The following is a 20,184-nucleotide window of genomic DNA, read 5'->3' as shown; positions in this document are numbered from 1 at the left end:
CATGATCGCCATTCTCGCGAACCGCACCTACCGCCACCTGTTCGCGGCGCAGGTGATCGCGCTCGTGGGGACCGGGCTTGCGACCGTGGCGCTGGGGCTGCTCGCCTGGCAACTGGCTGGCGCGGATGCGGGGATGGTGCTGGGCACCGCGCTGGCCATCAAGATGGTGGCCTATGTCACGCTTGCCCCGATCGCGACCGCCCTGGCCGAGCGCGTGCCGCGGCGCGCCATGCTGATCGCGCTCGACCTGATCCGCGCCGCCGTCGCCCTGGCGCTGCCCTTCGTCACCGAGGTCTGGCAGGTCTATGCGCTGATCTTCCTGCTTCAGGCCGCATCGGCCGGGTTCACGCCGACCTTTCAGGCGGTCATCCCCGACGTGCTGCCGGACGAGGCCGCGTACACCCGCGCGCTGTCCCTGTCGCGACTGGCCTACGACCTTGAAAGCCTGCTCTCGCCCCTGCTGGCGGCGGCCCTGCTGACGGTGGTCGGCTTCCCGGTCCTGTTCGGTGGAACCGTCCTCGGCTTTCTCGCCTCGGCGCTGCTGGTCGCCTCCACCCGCCTGCCCGCGCCAGAACCCGCCCCCCGGCGCCCCTTCGGCGCGCGGCTCACGCGGGGTCTGCGGATCTATCTCGCGACGCCGCGGCTGCGCGGGCTTCTGGCGCTGAACCTGGCCGTGGCGGCGGCGGGCGCCATGGTGATCGTGAACACGGTCGTGCTGGTCAAGGCGCGCCTCGGGCTGGGCGAGCCGCAGGTCGCACTGGCTCTGGCGGCCTTCGGGGCCGGGTCAATGATCTCGGCCTTGGCCCTGCCGCGCCTGCTGGAGCGGACCGGAGACCGCCCCGCGATGCTGGCGGGGGCCATCCTGCTGACGCTGGGGATGCTGGCCGGGCCAATGGCAGACGCGCTGCCGCCGCTCCTTATGCTCTGGGCGGCGCTCGGGCTGGGCTACGGGCTGGTGCTGACCCCGGCGGGGCGATTGCTGCGCCGCTCGGCCCAGGCGGCGGACCGTCCCGCGCTGTTCGCCGCGCAGTTCGCGCTGAGCCATGCCTGCTGGCTTGTGACCTATCCGCTGGCCGGGCGGCTGGGCGCGGGCATGGGGCTCGACGCGGCATTCCTCGTGATGGCGTTGCTGTCGGGGCTGGGACTGGTGCTGGCGCTGCGGCTGTGGCCCGCGTCCGCGGGGGGATCGGTGCCGCATGCACATCCCGACCTGCCCCCCGACCATCCCCATCTGATGGCCCATGGCGGTGCCCTTCACGCACACCCCTGGGTGATCGACGACCTGCACCCGTCCTGGCAGTCGCGGCCCGCAAGGGCCTAGTCCCGGCTTTCCGCGTCCCTGAGCAGCGCGTGGATCGCGCCGATGCGGTCGGCGCAGGCGCTGGCGGCGGCGTCCTCGAGGTCGCGGTAATGGCGCAGCACCGCCTCGCCCAGTTCGGTCAGGTCCGCGCCGCCCCCCTTCGCCCCGCCGCGGCTGGACCGGACCAGCGGCCCGCGGAAGGCTGCGTTCATCTCCTCGACCAGGGACCAGGCACGCTTGTAGCTCATCGACATGGCACGCCCGGCGGCGGCGATGGACCCGGTGCGCCGGATCCCGTCCAGCAGATCCGCCTTGCCGGGCCCCAGCATCGCGTCGTCACCGAACACGATGCGGATGCGCAGGTTCGGCGCGTGCGATGCTGCCCCCTGCGCGGGGCCGTCTTGCGGTGGCTGGCTCATGCCGTCACCCCACACGACATCGCGGCATCAGGCAAGCCATATCGCCGCGCGCAGGTGCATGGTGCGTCAGCGATCCTTCTTCATCGCGGCGACAAGCGCATCGCCGAAGCCGCCACGGGCCGTCGGCGGCGCTTTCGGCCCGGCACTGCCCGAACGCGGCCCGCCCTTGCCTTTCGCCGCGTTCCGCCCCGGCTTCGGCGCGGCGTCCCTGCCGGATCCGGCCCCGTCCCGGCGCATGCTCAGGCCGATGCGCTTGCGGGGGATGTCCACCTCGAGCACGCGCACCTTGACCACGTCGCCCGCCTTGACCACCTCGTGGGGGTCCTTCACGAAGCGGTCGGCAAGCTGGCTGACATGCACCAGCCCGTCCTGGTGCACGCCGATATCGACGAAGGCGCCAAAGGCCGCGACATTGGTCACCGTCCCCTCAAGCAGCATGCCGGGGCGCAGGTCCCTGATGTCCTCCACCCCATCGGTGAAGGTCGCGGTCACGAAGCTCGGGCGCGGGTCGCGGCCGGGCTTTTCCAGTTCGGCAAGGATGTCGCGCACCGTGGGCAGACCGAAGGCGTCGTCCACGAAATCCTCTGGCCGCAGCCCCTTCAGCGCGGCGGCGTCCCCCATGATCTGGCGAATGTCGCGCCCGCAGGCCTGCACGATCCGGCGCGCGACGCCGTAGGCTTCCGGGTGCACCGAGGACGCGTCGAGCGGCTCCGCCCCATCGCGGATGCGCAGGAAGCCCGCGCACTGCTCGAAGGCGCGCGGGCCAAGGCCGCCCACCTCCAGCAGCGCCCGCCGGGAGGCGAAGGCCCCCCGCGCATCGCGATGGGCGACGATGGCCTGCGCCAGCGCCGGCCCCAGCCCCGCGACATGCGCGAGCAGCGGCGCCGAGGCGGTATTCAGGTCCACGCCCACCGCGTTCACCGCGTCCTCGACCACCGCCTCCAGCGAGCGGGCCAGCCTGCGCTGGTCCACGTCGTGCTGGTACTGGCCGACGCCGATCGACTGCGGCTCGATCTTGACCAGTTCGGCCAGCGGGTCCTGCAACCTGCGGGCGATCGACACCGCCCCGCGCAGGGACACGTCGAGATCGGGAAACTCCCGCGCGGCCAGTTCGGACGCCGAATAGACCGAGGCGCCGGCCTCGGACACGATCACCTTCACGGGGCGCTTCACGCCCTCGGGCAGCAGGCCCAGCGTCTCGGCCACCAGCCGCTCCGTCTCGCGGCTGGCGGTGCCGTTGCCGATGGCAACCAGCTCCACCCCGTGACGGCGGATCAGGTCGACCAGCATGGCCTGTGCCCCGCGCACGTCGTTCTTGGGCTGGAACGGATAAAGCGTGGCGGTTTCCAGCAGCTTGCCGGTCGCATCGACCACCGCCGCCTTGACCCCCGTGCGGATGCCCGGGTCAAGCCCCAGCGTCGGCCGCGCGCCCGCGGGCGCGGCCAGCAGCAGGTCGCGCAGGTTGCGGGCAAAGACGGCGATGGCTTCCTCGTGGGCGCGGGCGCGCAACTCTCCCATCAGGTCGAGATGCATGGACAGGCTCAGCTTGACCCGCCAGGCCCAGGCGGCGGCGGCACGCAGCCAGGCATCGCCCGGCCCGTCGCCGGGAATCCCGATCTCGGCCGCGATCATCGCCTGCACGCGGGGGAACCCCTGCTCAGGCTCGGGCGCTATCTCGACGGTGACGATGTCCTCCCTGGCCGCCCGCAGGATCGCCAGCGCCCGGTGCGAGGGGATGGTGCCCCATTTCTCGGAATGGTCGAAATAGTCCGAGAACTTGGCGCCCGCCTCTTCCTTGCCGGCGACCACGCGCGCGGTGATCAGCGCCTCGGCGCGCAGGAAGTCGCGCAGCCGTCCCAGCAGGCCCGCGTTCTCGCTCAGTTCTTCGGCCAGGATGTCGCGCGCGCCTTCCAGCGCGGCCTTCGTGGTCCCGACCGCCTCGGACAGGTAGTCCGCGGCCAGCACCTCGGGCACCGCGGCGCGGTCGGCCATGATTGCGCGCAGAAGCGGCTCCAGCCCGTTCTCGCGGGCGATCATCGCGCGGGTCCGGCGCTTTGGCTTGTAGGGCAGGTACAGATCCTCGAGCGCGGCCTTGCTGTCGGCGCCTGCGATGGCGCGGGCCAGGTCGTCGGTCAGCTTGCCCTGGTCGCGGATCGAGCCGAGGATCGTCTCGCGCCGCGCCTCCAGTTCGCGCAGATAGGTCAGCCGGTCGGACAGCTGGCGCAGCTGGGTGTCGTCCAGCCCGCCCGTCGCCTCCTTGCGGTAGCGCGCGACGAAGGGAACGGTGGCCCCGCCGTCCAGCAGGCCGACCGCGGCGGCGACCTGGGCGGCGCTCGCGTTGATCTCTTGCGCGATGGTGCGGGCGATGCGGTCGGCGGTGGCGGTCAAGGGCGGCTCCTGTCGTTGCGGGAGCCCGTGATACCCCTGCCCGCGCCCATCGCCAAGGGGCACGCGCCGTCATCGCAGCGTCATGGACACGTCACACGGGCTTCAAGGTGTTGAATTACGCGGTCGTGGTCGATACGGTTTTTTATCAAACGATAAAAAACCGCTCACCCCACCGGAGGAAAAGATGAAATCGCGCATTTCCGTCGTGGCCCTTCTGGCCGCCCTTGGCACCGCGGGTGCCGCCCAGGCCCAGACCCAGGTCGAGTTCTGGCATGCCTTCACCGGACGCCTCGGCGAACTGACCGCCGCCCAGGTCGAGGCGTTCAACGCCAGCCAGAGCGATTATGTCGTCAACGCCAGCTTCAAGGGCAACTACTCCGAGACGCTGAACGCGGGCATCGCCGCCTTCCGCGCCGGCGAGCAGCCGGACATCCTGATGGTGTTCGAGGTCGGCACCGCGACCATGATGGCCGCCCGCGGCGCGATCAAGCCGGTCTACGAGGTCATGGCCGATGCCGGCGCCGATTTCGACCCCGACGCCTATATCGGGTCGGTCAAGGGCTACTACACCGACACCGACGGCAACATGCTCTCCTTCCCCTACAACTCGTCGACGCCGGTGCTGTGGGTGAACCGCGACGCGCTGGAAGGCGCGGGCATCGACCCGGATGTGGACCTGGCCACCTGGCAGCAGGTAGGCGAGGTGCTGGACCAGCTGAAGGCGGCCGGCCATGAATGCCCGATGACCACCGCCTGGCAGAGCTGGATCCAGCTCGAGACGTTGTCGGCCTATCACGACGTGCCCTTCGCCACGCAGGAAAACGGCTTTGCCGGCTTCGATGCCGAGCTGGTGTTCAACGGCCCGCTCCAGGTGCAGCACATCGAGACGCTGGGCCAGTGGGCGCAGGACGGCAAGTTCATCTATGCCGGCCGCCGCAACGAAAGCGGGGCGAATTTCCGCGCCGGTGAATGCGCGCTCTTCACCGAAAGCTCGGCCGGCTATGCGGGCATCAAGTCCGAAGCCCAGTTCGCCTTCGACGTGCGGCCCCTGCCCTACTGGGACGGCGTGGAAGCGGCCCCGCTCAACACCATCATCGGCGGCGCCTCGCTGTGGGTGATGGAGGGCCAGAGCGACGAGGAATACAAGGGCGTCGCCGCCTTCCTGAACTTCCTCGCCTCGCCCGAGATCCAGGCCCAGTGGCACCAGGACACCGGCTACCTGCCGGTCACGCTGGCCGCGGGAGAGCTGACCCGCGAGCAGGGCTTCTATGACGCCAACCCCGGCACCGACATCGCGGTGATCCAGATGACCGCGAACGAGCCGACGGCCAATTCCAAGGGCGTGCGCCTGGGATCGTTCGACCAGATCCGCACCATCATCGACGAGGAGCTGGAGGCGGTGTGGTCGGGCGACAAGACCGCCCAGGCGGCTCTGGACAGCGCGGTCGAGCGCGGCAACCAGCTGCTGCGCCGCTTCGAGCAGGCCAACCGCTGACACCGTCCCGTCCCGGGCCTGACCCGGGACCTCTGGCCGATACATGGCAGGGGTCCCGGGTCGGGCCCGGGACGCGTGGCACGAAAGACCATGGAAAAGCGCGTCACCTTCAAGGGCCTCTGGCTGCCCCTGGCTCTGGTCCTGCCGCAGATCGTCATCACGGCGGTCTTCTTCTTCTATCCCGCCGGGCAGGCGATCTGGCAGTCGCTCTACATCCCCGACCCGTTCGGGCTGTCGATGCAATGGGTGGGCCTGGGCAATTTCGAGTTCCTTCTGTCGGACCCCTACTATCGCGCGTCCTTCGTGACCACGGCGGTGTTCTCGGTCCTCGTCACGGTCGTCTCGATGGGGGTGGCGCTGTATCTGGCGGTGCTGGCGGACCGGCTCATCAAGGGCTCCGGCACCTACCGGACCCTGCTGATCTGGCCCTATGCCGTGGCGCCAGCGGTCGCGGGCGTGCTGTGGCTTTTCATGTTCAACACCCGGGTGGGCGTGGTGAGCTGGTACCTGGGCCAGCTCGGCTATGACTGGAACCACGTCCTGAACGAGGAAGAGGCGATGGGCCTTGTCGTGATCGCCTCGGCCTGGGGACGGATCAGCTACAACTTCCTCTTCTTCCTCGCCGGCCTTCAGGCGATCCCGCGATCCGTGATCGAGGCGGCGGCGATCGACGGGGCGCGGTTCTGGACGCGGTTCCGCACCATCGTCTTTCCGCTGCTCTCGCCCACCACCTTCTTCCTGCTGGTCGTGAACATCGTCTACGCCTTCTTCGAAACCTTCGGCGTGATCCACACCATCACCAGCGGCGGGCCGCAGCAGGCAACCACGATCCTGGTCTACAAGGTCTATTCCGACGGTTTCGTGGGACAGGACCTCGGCTCCTCGGCGGCGCAGTCGGTGATCCTGCTGGTGGTCGTCTCGATCCTGACGATCATCCAGTTCAAGTATATCGAGCGGCGGGTGCACTACTGATGGCGGGGCGCGATGGCATGGTGGAACGGCGCGGCACGGGCCTGATCCTGACCCATCTGGGGCTGATCCTGGGCGTCGCCTTCATCTTCTTTCCGATCTGGCTGGCCTTCGTCGCCTCGACCGTGACCCAGCCCGAGATCGCCCGCCCGCCGATGCCGCTTCTGCCCGGCGACCAGTTCCTCGAGAACTACCGCAAGGCGCTGTTCTCGGGCGTGAACACGCCGGTCGCGACGATGCTGCTGAACTCGGCGGTGATGGCCTTCGGAATCGCGCTGGGCAAGATCGCCATCTCGCTCCTGTCGGCCTTTGCCATCGTCTATTTCCGCTTTCCGGGCCGGCGGGTGTTCTTCTGGCTGATCTTCCTCACGCTGATGCTGCCCGTGGAGGTGCGCATCGTCCCCACCTACGAGGTGGTGGCGAATTTCGGCATGCTCAACAGCTATTCCGGGCTGATCCTGCCGCTGGTCGCCTCGGCCACGGCCACCTTCCTGTTCCGGCAGTTCTTCATGACCGTGCCGGACGAACTGGCCGAAGCGGCCCGGGTGGACGGGGCGCGGCCGATGCGCTTCTTCTTCGACATCCTGCTGCCGATGAGCCGGACCAACATCGCGGCGCTGTTCGTGATCCTCTTCATCTATGGCTGGAACCAGTATCTCTGGCCGCTTCTCATCACCACCGACCCCTCGATGAACACCATCGTCATGGGCATCCGGCAGATGTTCCCCGCGGGCGACGATGTCGCCGACTGGCCGGTCATCATGGCCACCTCGATCCTTGCGATGGTGCCGCCGGTGATCGTCGTGATCGGGATGCAGCGCCTGTTCATCCGCGGCCTTGTCGAGAGCGAGAAATAGGAAATGGCAACCGTCACACTCGACAGTCTGAAAAAGACCTTCGGCAAGACCGACGTGATCCACGGCATCGACATCGACATCGCCGATGGCGAATTCATCGTGATCGTGGGCCCCTCGGGCTGCGGGAAATCCACGCTGCTGCGCATGGTCGCGGGGCTCGAGACGGTCACCTCGGGCGAGGTGCGCATCAACGGCGCACGCGTCAACGACAAGGAGCCGATGGACCGCGACATCGCCATGGTGTTCCAGAACTACGCGCTCTACCCGCACATGAGCGTGTACGAGAACATGGCCTACGGGCTGAAGATCGCGAAGACCCCCAGGGCCGAGATCGAGGCCCGCGTGACGCAGGCCGCAAGGATGCTCCAGATCGAGCCCTACCTGGCCCGCAAGCCGCGCGAGTTGTCGGGCGGCCAGCGCCAGCGCGTCGCCATGGGCCGCGCCATCGTGCGAAAGCCCGCGGTGTTCCTGTTCGACGAGCCGCTTTCCAATCTCGACGCAAAGCTGCGGGTGCAGATGCGGCTTGAGATCCGGCAGCTTCAGCGCCAGCTTGGGGTGACCGCGCTCTACGTCACCCACGACCAGGTCGAGGCGATGACGCTTGCCGACCGCATGATCGTGATGAACGGCGGCGTGGCCGACCAGATCGGCGCACCGTTGGAGGTCTATCGCAACCCGCGCACGGCCTTTGTCGCGGGCTTCATCGGCTCGCCGCCGACGAATTTTCTGCCCACGGCACGGCTGATGCCGGGCGCGCCGCAGGGCAGCCAGCTGGGGGTGCGGCCCGAGCATGTGTCGCTTGCGGATGCCGGGACAGCCCGGCTGACGGCCCGCGTGCAGTATGCCGAGCCGCTGGGCGCAGAGACGCTGGTGCACCTGCGGCTCGGGGATGGGACCGCGATGACCGCGCGGCAGGACGGCGCCATCCCCCTTCCCGAGGAGGGGGCCGAGACGGGGGTGAACTGGGCGCAGGCCGACGAGATGCTGTTCGGCCCGGACGGGCGGCGGCTGGACCTGCCCTGAGCCGCCCGCCTGTCAGTCGCGCCCGTGGATCCGGTCGTTGCGCACCAGGTAACGCCCGTCGATCCTGAGCGCGAGCGGCTCGCCCGAGATGGGCGGCGCCCCTTCGGCCGCGGGTCGTTGCGCATGGATGTGCAGATGCGGCTCGGTGCTGGCGCCGGAATTGCCGACTTGCCCCAAAGCCGCACCCACCCGCACAGCATCGCCCGGTGCAACCCTCAGGCTGCCCTGCCGCATGTGGGCAAGGACGATCTCGGCATCCGCGCAGCGCAGGATGACGTGGTTGCCAAGCCGGTTGACGGGGTCCTGCTGCGGCACCTCGAAATCCGGCATCCCGCCTTCGGCAGCGATCACCGTCCCGTCGCAAGGCGCATGCAGGGCGGCACCGAAGATCGCATAGGCGGCGGGATCGGCCGGGCGCCAGCCCCGCGCGCGCAGGCCCCACGGGCCCAGCCCGAAGAAGTCCACCGCATGGGACTGCCCGCGCCAGGGCCGGAACCGCGCGATGGTGGGATCGAGCGTGCGCATGTGCCCGTTCACCAGCGGGTTCGACCCGCCATGCCCGACCAAGTAGCGCCCCTGCCCGAAGGGATTGGCGATGTCGACGACCGCCACTGGCGGCAGCACCCGACCCGCAAGCGCCCGCGCGCCGTACCAGCCGCCCACCGCCGCAAGGACAAGCGCCGCGCCAAGCGCCACCCAGCCCCCGGCGTCTTCGGGCATGAGCGGCAACGCCCCTTGCCTGAGCCCCGCCCCCTGCCGGATGACCGCGCCAAGCCAGAGCGCGCCATGGAGATACGGCAGCCACCAGAACGGCACGGCCCATTGCGCGACCAGCGCCAGCGCAAGAAGAATGGCCCCGGACCCGAGCACCTGCACCGCGAACCCCACAAGGCTTCCCGAAGGCAGGAAAGCCACCCAGCAGACCAGCGCAAGCGGCAGCGCGACCTGAACGGCCGCGATCATGGCGCGCCCCCCTCGGGAAACGCGATCGCGGTCACTTCGGCCAGGAAGAAGGGAAACCAGTCCTCGGTGCCGAACATGTTGCCCGCCTCCACCCGGTGCGGCAGGCGAAAGCCCGCCACCTCGCGGAAATCCGACAGGTACCCGCCGAAGGGTTGCAGGCGATAGCGCCGCTCGGGGTTCGCATCGCTCCAGCGCTGGAACCAGACCATGAGTGGCCGGCCCTCGGCATCCACCCGGACATCGACCGCCTGCGAAAGACCGCCCCGGCTGACCGTCACCCGCGCCGTGTCGTCGTCGACCGCCTCCCATGTGACGCCCGGCCCCGGCAGAAGTGCGGCAGGGGTCCAGAACACCGCCTCGGCAATCATGCGGCCAAAGGCGGCGCGGGCATGATCCGCATCGCCGCCCCGGCGCGCGACCGGGATCAGCCCGAGGATGCGGAACCGCGTCCAGCGCCCCGTGTCAGAGCCTGAAAGCGGCAGTCCGCCCTGCGTGGCCATGGCCCAGACGAACCCGTCGGGCGCGGCCAGGACCTGGCGCGCCCGCATCTGCCGGTAGGCCGGCTTCGCCTTGCCCCCCATCCCGAAGCGCCCCGTCATGGAAATATCGGCCACGGTCAGAAGCGGCGTGCCGGGCCGGATGGCGAAGCCGAAGAAGCGCCGTGCGGGTTCCGGCAGGGGAACCAGCATGTCGGGGGAAAAGCGCGCCGGGTCGCGCGGTTGCGTGGCCACCAGCCGCGCCCGTTCCGCCTGCTCGGCCCGCCCGTCCGAACGGCGAAGAAGCCCCAGGGCAACCGCCGCCCCCGACAGACATGCAAGAATGACAGCCACGACTTCCATGAACACCCCGCCCGTTCCAATCCGATGCCACGGGCCATGACAGGTTCGCAGGCGGGCGCGCGATGATCGAGATCAAGGGTTCAAGACCCGCAGGCCTCGCACCGGCAGGTGCTTCGCGGGCTTTGACACGGCACGAGTTCGCTGGGATCATGTCGACAAGATGTGCAGGAACTCGGAGAAAACCATGAAGAAAGCCGCCGAACGCCGGATCGTATCCTCCCGCCACCTGGCCGAGGGCGAGGGCTGGGAAACGTCGGAATTCGAGTTCGGCCTCATCATCGCCTCCAACGCCTTCTCGCGCTGGATGGTGAAGTGCATGGCCGCCGCCGGTCAGACCGAGATGAGCCCGCTCGAGATCCTCGTGCTGCACAACGTGAACCATCGCAACCGCGAAAAGCGGCTGGCCGACATATGCTTCCTGCTCAACATCGAGGATACGCACACGGTCAACTACGCGCTCAAGAAGCTGCTCAAGGCGGGGCTGGTCAGCGCGGACAAGCGGGGCAAGGAGGTGTTCTACATCGCCTCACCGCGCGGCGCCGAACTCTGCGAAGCCTATCGCGACGTGCGCGAGCGCTGCCTTCTGGAGGGGATCGCGCGCATGGATATCAGCGGGCAGGACCTGCGCTCCATCGCCGCCAGCCTGCGCGCGCTTTCAGGCCAGTACGACCAGGCCAGCCGGGCCGCCTCCTCGCTGTAGGGCCCGGCCAACGGCCCTGCCCTAGCCGGACATGGCGTCGGGCAGATAGGTGACGATGCCCGGGAACAGCGTGATCAGCAGCACCGACAGCAGCAGCAGCAGGAAGAACGGAAAGGCCGCCCGCGCGATGCGCAGGATGTCGATGCCGGTCAGTCCCTGGATGACGAACAGGTTGAACCCCACGGGCGGGGTGATCTGGCTCATCTCCACGACCAGCACCAGGTAGATGCCGAACCAGATCGGATCGATGCCCACCGCCAGCACCATCGGCATGATGATCGATGTGGTCAGCACCACCACCGAGATCCCGTCGAGAAACAGCCCCAGCACGATGAAGAACAGCGTCAGCACCGCCAGCAGGACATAAGGCGACAGCCCCATCTCGCCGATCCAGGCAGCCAGGTTCCGCGGCAGCCCGGTGAACCCCATGGCCACCGCGAGAAAGGCCGCGCCAAGCAGGATGAAGGCGATCATGCAGGAGGTGCGGGTGGCCGACAGAAGCGCGTCCAGGAAATCCCTGCGGCTGAAGCTGCCCGACAGCACCGCCAGCAGAAGCGAGAACATCACGCCCAGCGCCGCCGCGTCGGTGGGCGAGGCGATGCCGGTGTAGATGGCGCCGATCACCCCCGCTATCAGGACCGCGACCGGGATCAGCCCCCGTGCCGCCCACAGCTTCTCGCGCAGCGACATGGGCTGGTCGAATGCCGGGATCAGCCCGGGATTCAACAGCGCGCGCGCCGCGACATAGGCGCCGAACAGGCCCACAAGCATCAGTCCCGGCAGGATGCCGGCGACGAACAGCCGCGCGATCGACTGCTCGGTCGCCACGCCATAGACGATCAGGATGATCGACGGCGGGATCAGCAGCCCCAGCGTGGCCGACCCGGCCAGCGTGCCCAGGATCAGGCTTTCGGGATAGCCGCGGGATTTCAGTTCGGGGATCGACATCTTGCCGATGGTGGCCGCGGTCGCGGCCGATGACCCGGACACGGCAGCGAAGATCGCGCACCCGATCACGTTCACATGCAGAAGCCGCCCCGGCAGCCGCCCGAGCCATGGCGCAAGCCCGCTGAACATGTCCGCCGACAGGCGCGAGCGGAGCAGGATCTCCCCCATCAGGATGAACAGGGGCAGCGCCGCAAGCGACCAGGAATGGCTGTGCCCCCAGAAGGTGGTCGCCATCACCAGCCCCACCGGCGCGTTCGAGAAGAAGACCAGCGCGACGGCGGCCACGCCCGCCAGCGCCAGGGCGATCCACAGCCCCGCCGTCAGCAGCACCACGAGCACACCGAGAAGGATCAGGCCGACGACCGGATCTGACATGGCTCAGGCCTCCTCGCCGCTGTCGATCACGAGGCGGCCCTCGCGGATGGTCTGGACCAGGGTGTCGATCGCGGCCACCAGCAGCAGCGCCATGCCCAGCCCCATGAAGCTTTGCGGAAGCCAGAGCGGCACCGGCACCATGCCCGATGACTTGTCCCCGAAATGCCAGCTTTCGAGGATCAGCGCGAAGACATACCAGGTCGCGAAGGCGACCAGCCCGGTTGCAATGACCAGAACCGCCACCTCCAGCGGCAGGCGAACGCGCTCGGGCAGCCGCCCGTTGACCAGCGACACCCGGATATGCCCGCCCGAGCGGAATGTGTATGGCATCGCGAGAAATGTTGCCGCGGCCAGCATGAAGCCCGCGAAATCGGCATAGGACGGGATCGTCGCGGGCAGCGGCAGGCCCAGTACCCGGGTCGAGAAGTTCAGCGCGACCTGCGCGCTGACAAGCACAGCGATCCCCAGGATGATGACGGCCGAAATCCAGCCCGCGGCCAGATAGACCCGGTCGAGCAGTTGACGCATCGGATACCTCACGCTGCCGGCACGCCGGCCCCCGCGCCCGGCGCGCGGGGGGCCGGGGCCGGGCCCTTACTGCTGCTGATATGCCTCGAGAACGGCAAGCGCCGGCGCGGACGCGTTGGCGCGCCAGTTCTCCAGCATCTGCGCGCCGATCTCCTGCAGGCCGGCCTGCAACTCGGCGCTGGGCTCGACGATGGTCATGCCGTTCTCGGCCAGAACGGCGGTCTGCATGTCGGTTTCGGCGCGCGACATCTCCCAGCCGCGGGCCTCGGCCTCGGCGGCGGCGGCAAGCACCGCGGCCTGCACATCCTCGGGCAGACGGCGGAAGGCGCGCTCATTCACCACGACGATGTTCTTCGGCACCCAGGCGTTGATCGGTGTGTAGTGGCTGACGAAGTCCCAGGCGGTGGACGTCGCCCCGGTCGAGGGAGACGTGATCATCGCCTCGACCTGGCCCGTCGCAAAGGCCTGCGGGATATCCGGCGCCTCGACCTGCACGGGCGCCGCCCCGGCCAGTGCGGCGAACTCCTCGAGGGCGGCATTGTAGGCGCGGAACCGAAGCCCGGCCAGGTCGGCCACGGTCGCGATCTCGCCGTTGGTGTAGAGCCCCTGCGCCGGCCAGGCGACGGAATAGAGCGGCATCAGCCCCTGCTCGGCAAGAAGTTCGGTCACCACCGGCTTCTGCGCCTCCCAAAGGCGGGCAGCCTCCTCGTAGCTGGTGGCAAGGAAGGGCTGGCTGTCCAGCCCGTAGGCCGCGTCCTCGTTCACCAGCGTGGACATGAAGAATTCGCCGATCGGCACCTGGCCGGAACGGACGGCGTTCTTGATCTCGCCATGCGGGAACAGCGATCCCGCGGAATGCACCGTGATCTCCAGCGCGCCGCCTGTGGCCTCGGCCACTTCGGTTGCGAACTGCATGATGTTCTGGGTGTGGAAGGTCGTGTCGCCATAGGGCGTCGGCATGTCCCAGGCCTGGGCAGCGACACCGCCGGAGACCCCAACCGCAAGGCCCAGGCTCAGCGCGATATGCTTCATTCTAGAACTCCTCTGTCAGACCACATCCGGCCGGCCGTCAGGGTAACCCGAAACTCCCGGCTCTTCATAACGTTGACATTTTGTCAGCGTTATATGATCAAAGCAACAGCTTTGTATCGGACCGCCAGCAGCAGGGGACAACACGATGACCAAATGGGATTTCTGGATCGACCGGGGTGGCACCTTTACCGACATCGTCGCGCGCAGCCCGAGCGGCAGCCTGAAGACGCACAAGATTCTTTCCGAAAAACCAGAGTCTTACAAGGATGCCGCCGTCCAGGGCATCCGCGAGATCCTGGGCCTTTCCCCCGACCAGGACATCCCCGAAAACCGCATCGGCGCGGTCAAGATGGGCACGACTGTGGCCACCAACGCGCTTCTGGAACGCAAGGGAGAGCCGACCATCCTGCTTATCACCCGGGGCTTCGGGGACCTGCTGCGAATCGGCTACCAGAACCGCCCCGCGCTGTTCGACCTCCATATCCGCCTGCCCGAACTGCTCTATTCCGAGGTGATCGAGGTCGACGAGAGGATCGCCGCCGACGGCAGCATCCTTGCCCCCCTCGACACCGAGGCCGCCCGCGCGGCGCTGCGCGCGGCCCATGCCAGGGGCTACCGCGCCGTGGCGATCGCGCTCATGCACAGCTATCGCCACCCCGACCACGAACGCGCGCTCGGCGATATCGCGCGGCAGGAGGGGTTCGGGCAGATCAGCCTGAGCCACGAGGCAAGCCCGCTCATCAAGCTGGTGGCGCGCGGCGACACCGCGGTGGCGGACGCCTACCTGACCCCGATCCTGCGCCGCTACGTCGCGCAGGTCGGCGACGCGCTGGGCGCCGATGCGGGCCGGGTGGACCGGCTGATGTTCATGCAGTCGAATGGCGGCCTGACCGACGCCGCCGCCTTCCAGGGGCGCGACGCGATCCTGTCGGGGCCCGCCGGCGGCGTGGTCGGCATGGTCGCTACCGCGGCCGCGGACGGGTTCGATCGGCTGATCGGCTTCGACATGGGCGGCACCTCGACCGATGTGTGCCACTATGCGGGCACCTATGAGCGCAGCTTCGAGACGGAGGTGGCCGGCGTTCGGATGCGCGCGCCGATGATGCATATCAACACGGTCGCCGCCGGCGGCGGCTCGATCCTCAGCTGGCGCGACGGACGCCTCCAGGTGGGCCCCGAAAGCGCCGGCGCCGATCCCGGCCCGGCCTGCTACCGTCGCGGCGGGCCGCTGACGGTGACCGACTGCAACGCGGTGCTGGGCAAGTTGCAGCCCGAGACCTTTCCACGCGTGTTCGGGCCCGGCGGCGACCAGCCGCTCGACACCGACGCGCCCCGCGCGCAGTTCGCGGCGCTGGCGCAGGAAATCGCCGCCGCCACCGGCGAGGAGCCGCGCAGCGTCGAGGAACTGGCCGAGGGCTTCCTGCGCATCGCGGTCGAGAACATGGCCAACGCCATCAAGGAAATCAGCGTCAGCCGCGGCCATGACGTGACGCGCTACACGCTCAACTGCTTCGGCGGCGCGGGCGGGCAGCATGCCTGCCTGGTGGCCGATGCGCTTGGCATGACCTCGGTCTACCTGCACCCCTTCGCCGGTGTGCTTTCGGCGCTGGGCATGGGGCTGGCCGACATCGTCGCGCTGAAGGAACGCCAGCTGGACCTGCCGCTGTCGGACGGGGCGGCGCTGGCCGCGGCGGCGGACGAACTGGCCCGGGCCGGCCGCGCCGAGGTGCTGGCCCAGGACGTCAGCCCCGAGAACGTGGACCTGGTGACGAAGGTCTTCGTCCGTGCGGGCAACGCCCAGACCAGCCTGCCGGTGACGCTGGCCGACACGGCGGCGATGGTGGCGGAATTCATGGACGCCCACGCGGCGCAGTTCGGCTTCCGTCCCGATGCGGACACGCTGGCGGCCGAGATGATGACCGTCGAGGCGATCGGGCGCACCGGCGCAAGCGCCCGCCTGCCGGACGCGCCCGAGGGCGCCTCCGAAACGGGGCGCGCGCGGATGTGGACCGGGGGCGGCTTCGCGGAAGTGCCCACCCATGACCGCACGCGCATCGCGCCCGGGGCCGCCATCGACGGCCCCGCCATCATCAACGAGCCCACCGGCACCACCGTGCTCGAACACGGCTGGCGTGCCGAGTGCCTGCCCGGCGGTGCGCTGGTCCTGCGCCGCGTCGTCGCCCTGAAGCGGCAGGAGGCGATCGGCACCAAGGTCGATCCGGTCATGCTCGAGGTGTTCAACAACCTCTTCATGTCCATCGCCGAGCAGATGGGCGCGACGCTGGCCAATACTGCCGCTTCGGTCAATATCCGCGAAAGGCTGGACTTTTCCTGTGCGCTCTTCGATGCGGGCGGCAACCTGATCGCCAACGCGCCCCATGTCCCGGTGCACCTGGGATCCATGAGCGCAAGCGTGAAGGCGATCCTGGCCGAGAACGCGAACGCGATCCGTCCCGGCGACGTGTTCATGATGAACGACCCGTTCCACGGCGGGACGCATCTTCCCGACGTGACGGTGATCACCCCGGTCTTCGACGCCGCCGGCGACCGGATCGACTTCGTCGTCGCCTCGCGCGGGCATCACGCGGATATCGGTGGCCGCACCCCCGGATCGGCCCCTCCCGACAGCCGCCACATCGACGAGGAAGGCGTGCTGATCCGCAACTTCCGCCTGGTCGAGCGGGGCCGCCTGCGCGAGGCGGAAACCCGGGCGCTGCTTGCCTCGGGCCGCTGGCCCTGCCGCAACATCGAGGACAACATGGCCGACCTTGCGGCCCAGATCGCCGCCAACGCGACCGGCGCGCGGGAACTGGGCAAGGCGGTGGCGCAGTTCGGCCGCGACGTGGTCCAGGCCTATATGGGCCATGTGCAGGACAACGCCGAGGAATGCGTGCGCCGCGTGCTCGACGTGCTGCCCGACAGCCGCTTCAGCTATGTGCTGGACAGCGGCGCCCGGATCGAGGTCGCCATCTCGCTCGATCACGCGTCGCGCAGCGCGGTGGTGGATTTCACCGGCACCAGCCCGCAGGACGCGCTGAACTACAACGCGCCGCTGGCAATCTGCCATGCGGTCGTGCTGTATGTGTTCCGCACGCTGGTCGGCAGCGCGATCCCGATGAACGAGGGATGCCTCAAGCCCATCCGCATCGTGGCGCCCGAGGGCAGCTTCATCAATCCGCGCTACCCGGCGGCGGTCATCTCGGGCAACACCGAGGTGAGCCAGGCCATCGCCGAGGCGCTTTACGGCGCGCTGGGCGTGCTTGCGGGCAGCCAGGGGACCATGAACAACTTCGTCTATGGCAACGAAAAGGTGCAGAACTACGAGACGATCTGCGGCGGCACCGGCGCGGGCGACGGCTTCGACGGGTGCTCGGCGGTGCATTCCCACATGACCAACACCCGCATGACCGACCCCGAGGTGCTTGAGCAGCGCTTTCCCGTGCGGGTGCGCGAATTCTCGATCCGGCGCGGCTCGGGCGGTGACGGGCGCTTTCGCGGCGGCGACGGGATCGTGCGGCGGCTGGAATTCCTGGAACCGATGACCGTGACGGTGCTGTCCTCGCACCGCAAGACCGGCGCCTTCGGCGTAGCGGGCGGCGAAGCCGGGCTTCCGGGCGAGAACCTGGTCGAACGGGCCGACGGCCGGCGCGACGGGCTGGCGGGCAACGACCGGGCAGAGATGGAAGCCGGCGACGTCTTCGTCATGCGCACCCCGGGCGGCGGCGGCTTCGGCCCGCCGGACGCTGCCGGGTGATCCCCGCCCTGCCGGTGCCCCGCCGCGCCGGCAGGCACGCCCATCGGCGGCTGCCCACCGCAACCCGTGCCGTCCCGATCAAAGAGGTTGAATTGGCGTCGGCGGCATGTATTTTGCATGTCGACAAGAGGGTGCCCCCGATGACAGAAAACGCTTCCCCCCCCTCGACAGAGCGCAAGCGCGGCTCGGGTGTCAAGTATGTCTACGACACGCTCCGGGACGAGATCCTCAGCCTTGCCCTGCCGCCGGGCAGCCCGATCGACGAGATCAAGCTTTCCGAACGGCTGTCGATGTCGCGCACGCCGATCCGCGAGGCTCTGGTGCGGCTTGCCGGCGAGGGGCTGGTGACCACGCTGCCGAACCGCTCGACCGTGGTCTCGAACATCGACTTCATCAACCTGCACAGCTTCTTCGACGCGCTGACGCTGATGTATCGCGTCACCACCCGGCTGTCGGCCGAGAACCACACGCCCGAGGATCTGAAGACGATCCGCGCCCACCAGGCCGAGTTCGCCCAGGCGGTGAAGTCGCAGGACGCGCTGGCGATGATCGCCGCCAACCGCGAGTTCCACGCCGCCATCGCCGAGGCCGGGCGCAACCCCTATTACACGGGCCTGTGCTGCCGCCTGCTGGATGAGGGGCGGCGGCTGCTCCGGCTCTATTACCAGTCGTTCAACGACCAGCTGCCAGAGGAATACGTGATCGAGCATGACCGCATGATCGCCGCGATCGAGGCGCGCGACATCGCCACCTGCGACCGGCTGGCCAGCGCCCATGCCGACCAGATCGTGCGCCAGATCCGCACCCTTGTCGCCCGCGACCGCCGGCAGACCATCCCGCTCTGACCGCCCCTTCGGCACCCGCCCGTCACGAAGCCCGGCCACCGCGCCGGGCTTCGTCGTTCCGGAAGGCCTGTCGCCAAATTTTATGTCGACAAATAAAATACAACGCATATCATCGGCGTATCCAGTGACAGAATCGCGGGCAGCCCGGCGTGCCGTGCCGGCCCCGTCAGACCGCCCGAAGGAGATACAGATGGCTTCCTCCATATTCTCAGGCACCATCCCCGCCCTGATGACCCCCTGCCGGGAGGATCGCAGCCCCGATTTCGACGCGCTCGTGCGCAAGGCGCAGGAACTTGTCGGCGCGGGCATGCGCGGCGTGGTCTATTGCGGCTCGATGGGTGACTGGCCGCTCCTGACCGACGCCGAGCGGATGGAGGGCGTCGAGCGCCTGGTGAAGGCCGGTATCCCGGTGATCGTCGGCACCGGTGCCGTGAACACGAAAATGGCCGTGGCCCATGCCGCCCACGCCCAGAAGGTGGGCGCCGCCGGCCTGATGGTCATTCCCCGCGTGCTGTCCCGCGGGCCCGTGGTCGCGGCCCAGAAGGATCACTTCAAGGCGATCCTCGCCGCGGCGCCCGACCTGCCGGCGGTGATCTACAACAGCCCCTATTACGGCTTCGCCACCCGCGCCGACCTGTTCTTCGCGCTGCGCGCCGAGCATCCGAACCTGGTCGGCTTCAAGGAATTCGGCGGGCCGGAGGATCTGTCCTACGCGGCCGAGCACATCACCAGCCGCGACGACCAGGTGACGTTGATGATCGGGGTGGACACCTGCGTGTTCCACGGCTTCGTCAACTGCGGCGCGACCGGCGCTATCACCGGCATCGGCTGCGTGCTCCCGAAGGAGATCCTGCACCTGACCGCGCTGTGCCAGGCAGCAGCCGCGGGCGACGTCGCCGCGCGGCGCCATGCGAAGGAACTGGACGAGGCGCTGGCCATCCTGTCGGCGGTGGATGCGGGCCCCGACCTGGTGCTGTTCTTCAAGCACATGATGGTGCTGAAGGGGAACCCGGAATACCTGCTGCACTTCAACGAAAGCGACCGGCTTTCCCCCAGCCAGCAGGGCTTCATCGAGGCGCAGCTCAAGCTCTTCGACACCTGGTACGCCGAATGGTCGCAGCAGCCCGAGGTGGCGAAGCACAAGGTCTGAGTGCCCGGAGGCACGATCACCGGCCCCGCCCCGGCGGGGCCGCAGGCATCCGGCGCGGACCGGACGGTCCCCGCGCAACCCCGCGTCGCATTTTCGTCAAACAGTTTCCGTAGGCTCGCCGCAGCAAGCTACGGAGCCTGACCATGGACCACACGGAAGGGCATAACCCACCGAAATTCGGGATGACGGGTTTTCTTCTGGGGGTCGCGGCTGTGGTCGTGACGCTCATCCAGATTTCCACCTTCTTCGAGCCGCAGGAGCAGGGCACCGGCGCCCTGATCGGAGAGATCGCCGCCGATATCCGCCAGTCGGCGGAACGCGCCATGCGCGGCGAACCCGCACCCGGGCCCGAGCCGGCAGGCATCAGCCTTGGTCTGATCGTCACGGTCGGCGCCCTGGTCGTGGCCGGTATCGCGGTGATCCTCGGCGGCATCGGGCTCTACCGCAACGAGCCGCACCGCCCGTCCTACATGGCGGTGGGTTTCGGTTCGTCGGCCTTTGTCCTGCATTTCGCGTTCTGGTTGGCCGTGCTGATCTGCGGCATCGTCCTGCTGACGAGCATCATCAGGAACCTGGACGGCATCCTGGGGAACTAGCGA

Annotated in this window: 17 protein-coding genes; 10 read left to right on the top strand and 7 right to left on the bottom strand. The window is 68.7% G+C overall.

Annotation, left to right across the window (positions count from 1 at the left end):
* Window position 1: 1 nt before the first annotated feature.
* On the top strand, window positions 2-1,321 hold the full coding sequence (locus tag HMH01_RS06735) for an MFS transporter (protein WP_171323626.1): 1,320 nt from the start codon (window positions 2-4) through the stop codon (window positions 1,319-1,321).
* Here HMH01_RS06735 and HMH01_RS06730 read toward each other — a convergent pair.
* Entirely contained in the window at window positions 1,318-1,719 is a 402-nt protein-coding gene (locus tag HMH01_RS06730; RefSeq protein WP_246237289.1) for a winged helix-turn-helix domain-containing protein, read from the bottom strand. The genes HMH01_RS06735 and HMH01_RS06730 overlap by 4 nt on opposite strands.
* 66 nt (window positions 1,720-1,785) lie before the next feature.
* A complete protein-coding gene (locus HMH01_RS06725) occupies window positions 1,786-4,107 on the bottom strand; it encodes a Tex family protein (RefSeq protein ID WP_171323624.1) in 2,322 nt (773 codons plus the stop codon).
* 184 nt (window positions 4,108-4,291) lie between these two features.
* Between HMH01_RS06725 and ugpB the strand changes: the two genes are divergently transcribed.
* The 4 genes from ugpB to HMH01_RS06705 all read left to right on the top strand — a co-directional run bounded on the left by ugpB (window position 4,292) and on the right by HMH01_RS06705 (window position 8,451).
* Window positions 4,292-5,602 (top strand): sn-glycerol-3-phosphate ABC transporter substrate-binding protein UgpB, encoded by a 1,311-nt coding sequence (ugpB, locus tag HMH01_RS06720; RefSeq protein ID WP_171323622.1) that lies wholly within the window; start codon window positions 4,292-4,294, stop codon window positions 5,600-5,602.
* Between the two features lie 90 nt (window positions 5,603-5,692).
* Window positions 5,693-6,574, top strand: a complete 882-nt coding sequence (ugpA, locus tag HMH01_RS06715; protein WP_171325280.1) for a sn-glycerol-3-phosphate ABC transporter permease UgpA — start codon at window positions 5,693-5,695, stop codon at window positions 6,572-6,574.
* A 17-nt stretch (window positions 6,575-6,591) separates the two neighbouring features.
* Window positions 6,592-7,428, top strand: coding sequence for a sn-glycerol-3-phosphate ABC transporter permease UgpE (ugpE, locus tag HMH01_RS06710; RefSeq protein ID WP_171325278.1), 837 nt, complete (start codon window positions 6,592-6,594; stop codon window positions 7,426-7,428).
* 3 nt (window positions 7,429-7,431) lie between these two features.
* On the top strand, window positions 7,432-8,451 hold the full coding sequence (locus HMH01_RS06705; RefSeq protein WP_171323620.1) for an ABC transporter ATP-binding protein: 1,020 nt from the start codon (window positions 7,432-7,434) through the stop codon (window positions 8,449-8,451).
* Window positions 8,452-8,463: 12 nt separating this feature from the next.
* Here the strand turns inward: HMH01_RS06705 and HMH01_RS06700 are convergent, their stop codons facing one another.
* Both HMH01_RS06700 and HMH01_RS06695 read right to left on the bottom strand, forming a co-directional pair.
* The gene (locus tag HMH01_RS06700; protein WP_171323618.1) at window positions 8,464-9,414 is read right to left on the bottom strand and encodes a peptidoglycan DD-metalloendopeptidase family protein; all 951 of its coding nucleotides are present in this window, start codon (window positions 9,412-9,414) and stop codon (window positions 8,464-8,466) included.
* The gene (locus HMH01_RS06695) at window positions 9,411-10,253 is read right to left on the bottom strand and encodes a DUF6544 family protein (RefSeq protein WP_171323616.1); all 843 of its coding nucleotides are present in this window, start codon (window positions 10,251-10,253) and stop codon (window positions 9,411-9,413) included. The genes HMH01_RS06700 and HMH01_RS06695 overlap by 4 nt, the downstream gene beginning before the upstream one ends.
* Window positions 10,254-10,437: 184 nt before the next feature.
* On the opposite strand from HMH01_RS06695, the gene HMH01_RS06690 reads away from it, so the two are divergent.
* Window positions 10,438-10,953: a winged helix DNA-binding protein gene (locus HMH01_RS06690; RefSeq protein ID WP_171323615.1), complete on the top strand. Its 516-nt coding sequence runs from the start codon at window positions 10,438-10,440 to the stop codon at window positions 10,951-10,953.
* A 21-nt stretch (window positions 10,954-10,974) separates the two neighbouring features.
* Here HMH01_RS06690 and HMH01_RS06685 read toward each other — a convergent pair whose 3' ends face one another.
* The 3 genes from HMH01_RS06685 to HMH01_RS06675 all read right to left on the bottom strand — a co-directional run bounded on the left by HMH01_RS06685 (window position 10,975) and on the right by HMH01_RS06675 (window position 13,836).
* Window positions 10,975-12,276, bottom strand: coding sequence for a TRAP transporter large permease (locus tag HMH01_RS06685; protein WP_171323613.1), 1,302 nt, complete (start codon window positions 12,274-12,276; stop codon window positions 10,975-10,977).
* A 3-nt stretch (window positions 12,277-12,279) separates the two neighbouring features.
* A complete protein-coding gene (locus HMH01_RS06680) occupies window positions 12,280-12,804 on the bottom strand; it encodes a TRAP transporter small permease (RefSeq protein WP_171323611.1) in 525 nt (174 codons plus the stop codon).
* A gap of 66 nt (window positions 12,805-12,870) precedes the next feature.
* Window positions 12,871-13,836: a TRAP transporter substrate-binding protein gene (locus HMH01_RS06675; protein WP_171323609.1), complete on the bottom strand. Its 966-nt coding sequence runs from the start codon at window positions 13,834-13,836 to the stop codon at window positions 12,871-12,873.
* A gap of 145 nt (window positions 13,837-13,981) precedes the next feature.
* On the opposite strand from HMH01_RS06675, the gene HMH01_RS06670 reads away from it, so the two are divergent.
* The 4 genes from HMH01_RS06670 (at window position 13,982) to HMH01_RS06655 (ending at window position 20,181) form a co-directional block, all read left to right on the top strand.
* Window positions 13,982-17,590 (top strand): hydantoinase B/oxoprolinase family protein, encoded by a 3,609-nt coding sequence (locus HMH01_RS06670; RefSeq protein ID WP_171323607.1) that lies wholly within the window; start codon window positions 13,982-13,984, stop codon window positions 17,588-17,590.
* Between the two features lie 140 nt (window positions 17,591-17,730).
* Window positions 17,731-18,435, top strand: a complete 705-nt coding sequence (locus tag HMH01_RS06665; protein ID WP_171323605.1) for a GntR family transcriptional regulator — start codon at window positions 17,731-17,733, stop codon at window positions 18,433-18,435.
* Between the two features lie 190 nt (window positions 18,436-18,625).
* On the top strand, window positions 18,626-19,585 hold the full coding sequence (locus tag HMH01_RS06660; protein WP_171323603.1) for a dihydrodipicolinate synthase family protein: 960 nt from the start codon (window positions 18,626-18,628) through the stop codon (window positions 19,583-19,585).
* 143 nt (window positions 19,586-19,728) lie between these two features.
* Complete coding sequence (locus tag HMH01_RS06655) at window positions 19,729-20,181, top strand: hypothetical protein (protein WP_171323602.1); 453 nt, start codon at window positions 19,729-19,731, stop codon at window positions 20,179-20,181.
* Window positions 20,182-20,184: the final 3 nt, after the last annotated feature.

The sequence above is a fragment of the Halovulum dunhuangense genome (genome assembly GCF_013093415.1).
Taxonomy (GTDB): Bacteria; Pseudomonadota; Alphaproteobacteria; order Rhodobacterales; family Rhodobacteraceae; genus Halovulum; species Halovulum dunhuangense.
Note: the sequence above shows the minus strand (reverse complement) of the source record. Positions and strands in the feature narration are given on the sequence as shown.

Coding starts and splice junctions, on each gene's coding strand:
- HMH01_RS06730 (WP_246237289.1), bottom strand. CDS start 1,719: ATGAGCCAGCCACCGCAAGACGGCCCCGCGCAGGGGGCAGCATCGCAC.
- HMH01_RS06700 (WP_171323618.1), bottom strand. CDS start 9,414: ATGATCGCGGCCGTTCAGGTCGCGCTGCCGCTTGCGCTGGTCTGCTGG.
- HMH01_RS06660 (WP_171323603.1), top strand. CDS start 18,626: ATGGCTTCCTCCATATTCTCAGGCACCATCCCCGCCCTGATGACCCCC.
- ugpA (WP_171325280.1), top strand. CDS start 5,693: ATGGAAAAGCGCGTCACCTTCAAGGGCCTCTGGCTGCCCCTGGCTCTG.
- HMH01_RS06695 (WP_171323616.1), bottom strand. CDS start 10,253: ATGGAAGTCGTGGCTGTCATTCTTGCATGTCTGTCGGGGGCGGCGGTT.
- HMH01_RS06735 (WP_171323626.1), top strand. CDS start 2: ATGATCGCCATTCTCGCGAACCGCACCTACCGCCACCTGTTCGCGGCG.
- HMH01_RS06705 (WP_171323620.1), top strand. CDS start 7,432: ATGGCAACCGTCACACTCGACAGTCTGAAAAAGACCTTCGGCAAGACC.
- ugpE (WP_171325278.1), top strand. CDS start 6,592: ATGGTGGAACGGCGCGGCACGGGCCTGATCCTGACCCATCTGGGGCTG.
- HMH01_RS06675 (WP_171323609.1), bottom strand. CDS start 13,836: ATGAAGCATATCGCGCTGAGCCTGGGCCTTGCGGTTGGGGTCTCCGGC.
- HMH01_RS06685 (WP_171323613.1), bottom strand. CDS start 12,276: ATGTCAGATCCGGTCGTCGGCCTGATCCTTCTCGGTGTGCTCGTGGTG.
- HMH01_RS06670 (WP_171323607.1), top strand. CDS start 13,982: ATGACCAAATGGGATTTCTGGATCGACCGGGGTGGCACCTTTACCGAC.
- HMH01_RS06655 (WP_171323602.1), top strand. CDS start 19,729: ATGGACCACACGGAAGGGCATAACCCACCGAAATTCGGGATGACGGGT.
- HMH01_RS06690 (WP_171323615.1), top strand. CDS start 10,438: ATGAAGAAAGCCGCCGAACGCCGGATCGTATCCTCCCGCCACCTGGCC.
- HMH01_RS06680 (WP_171323611.1), bottom strand. CDS start 12,804: ATGCGTCAACTGCTCGACCGGGTCTATCTGGCCGCGGGCTGGATTTCG.
- ugpB (WP_171323622.1), top strand. CDS start 4,292: ATGAAATCGCGCATTTCCGTCGTGGCCCTTCTGGCCGCCCTTGGCACC.
- HMH01_RS06665 (WP_171323605.1), top strand. CDS start 17,731: ATGACAGAAAACGCTTCCCCCCCCTCGACAGAGCGCAAGCGCGGCTCG.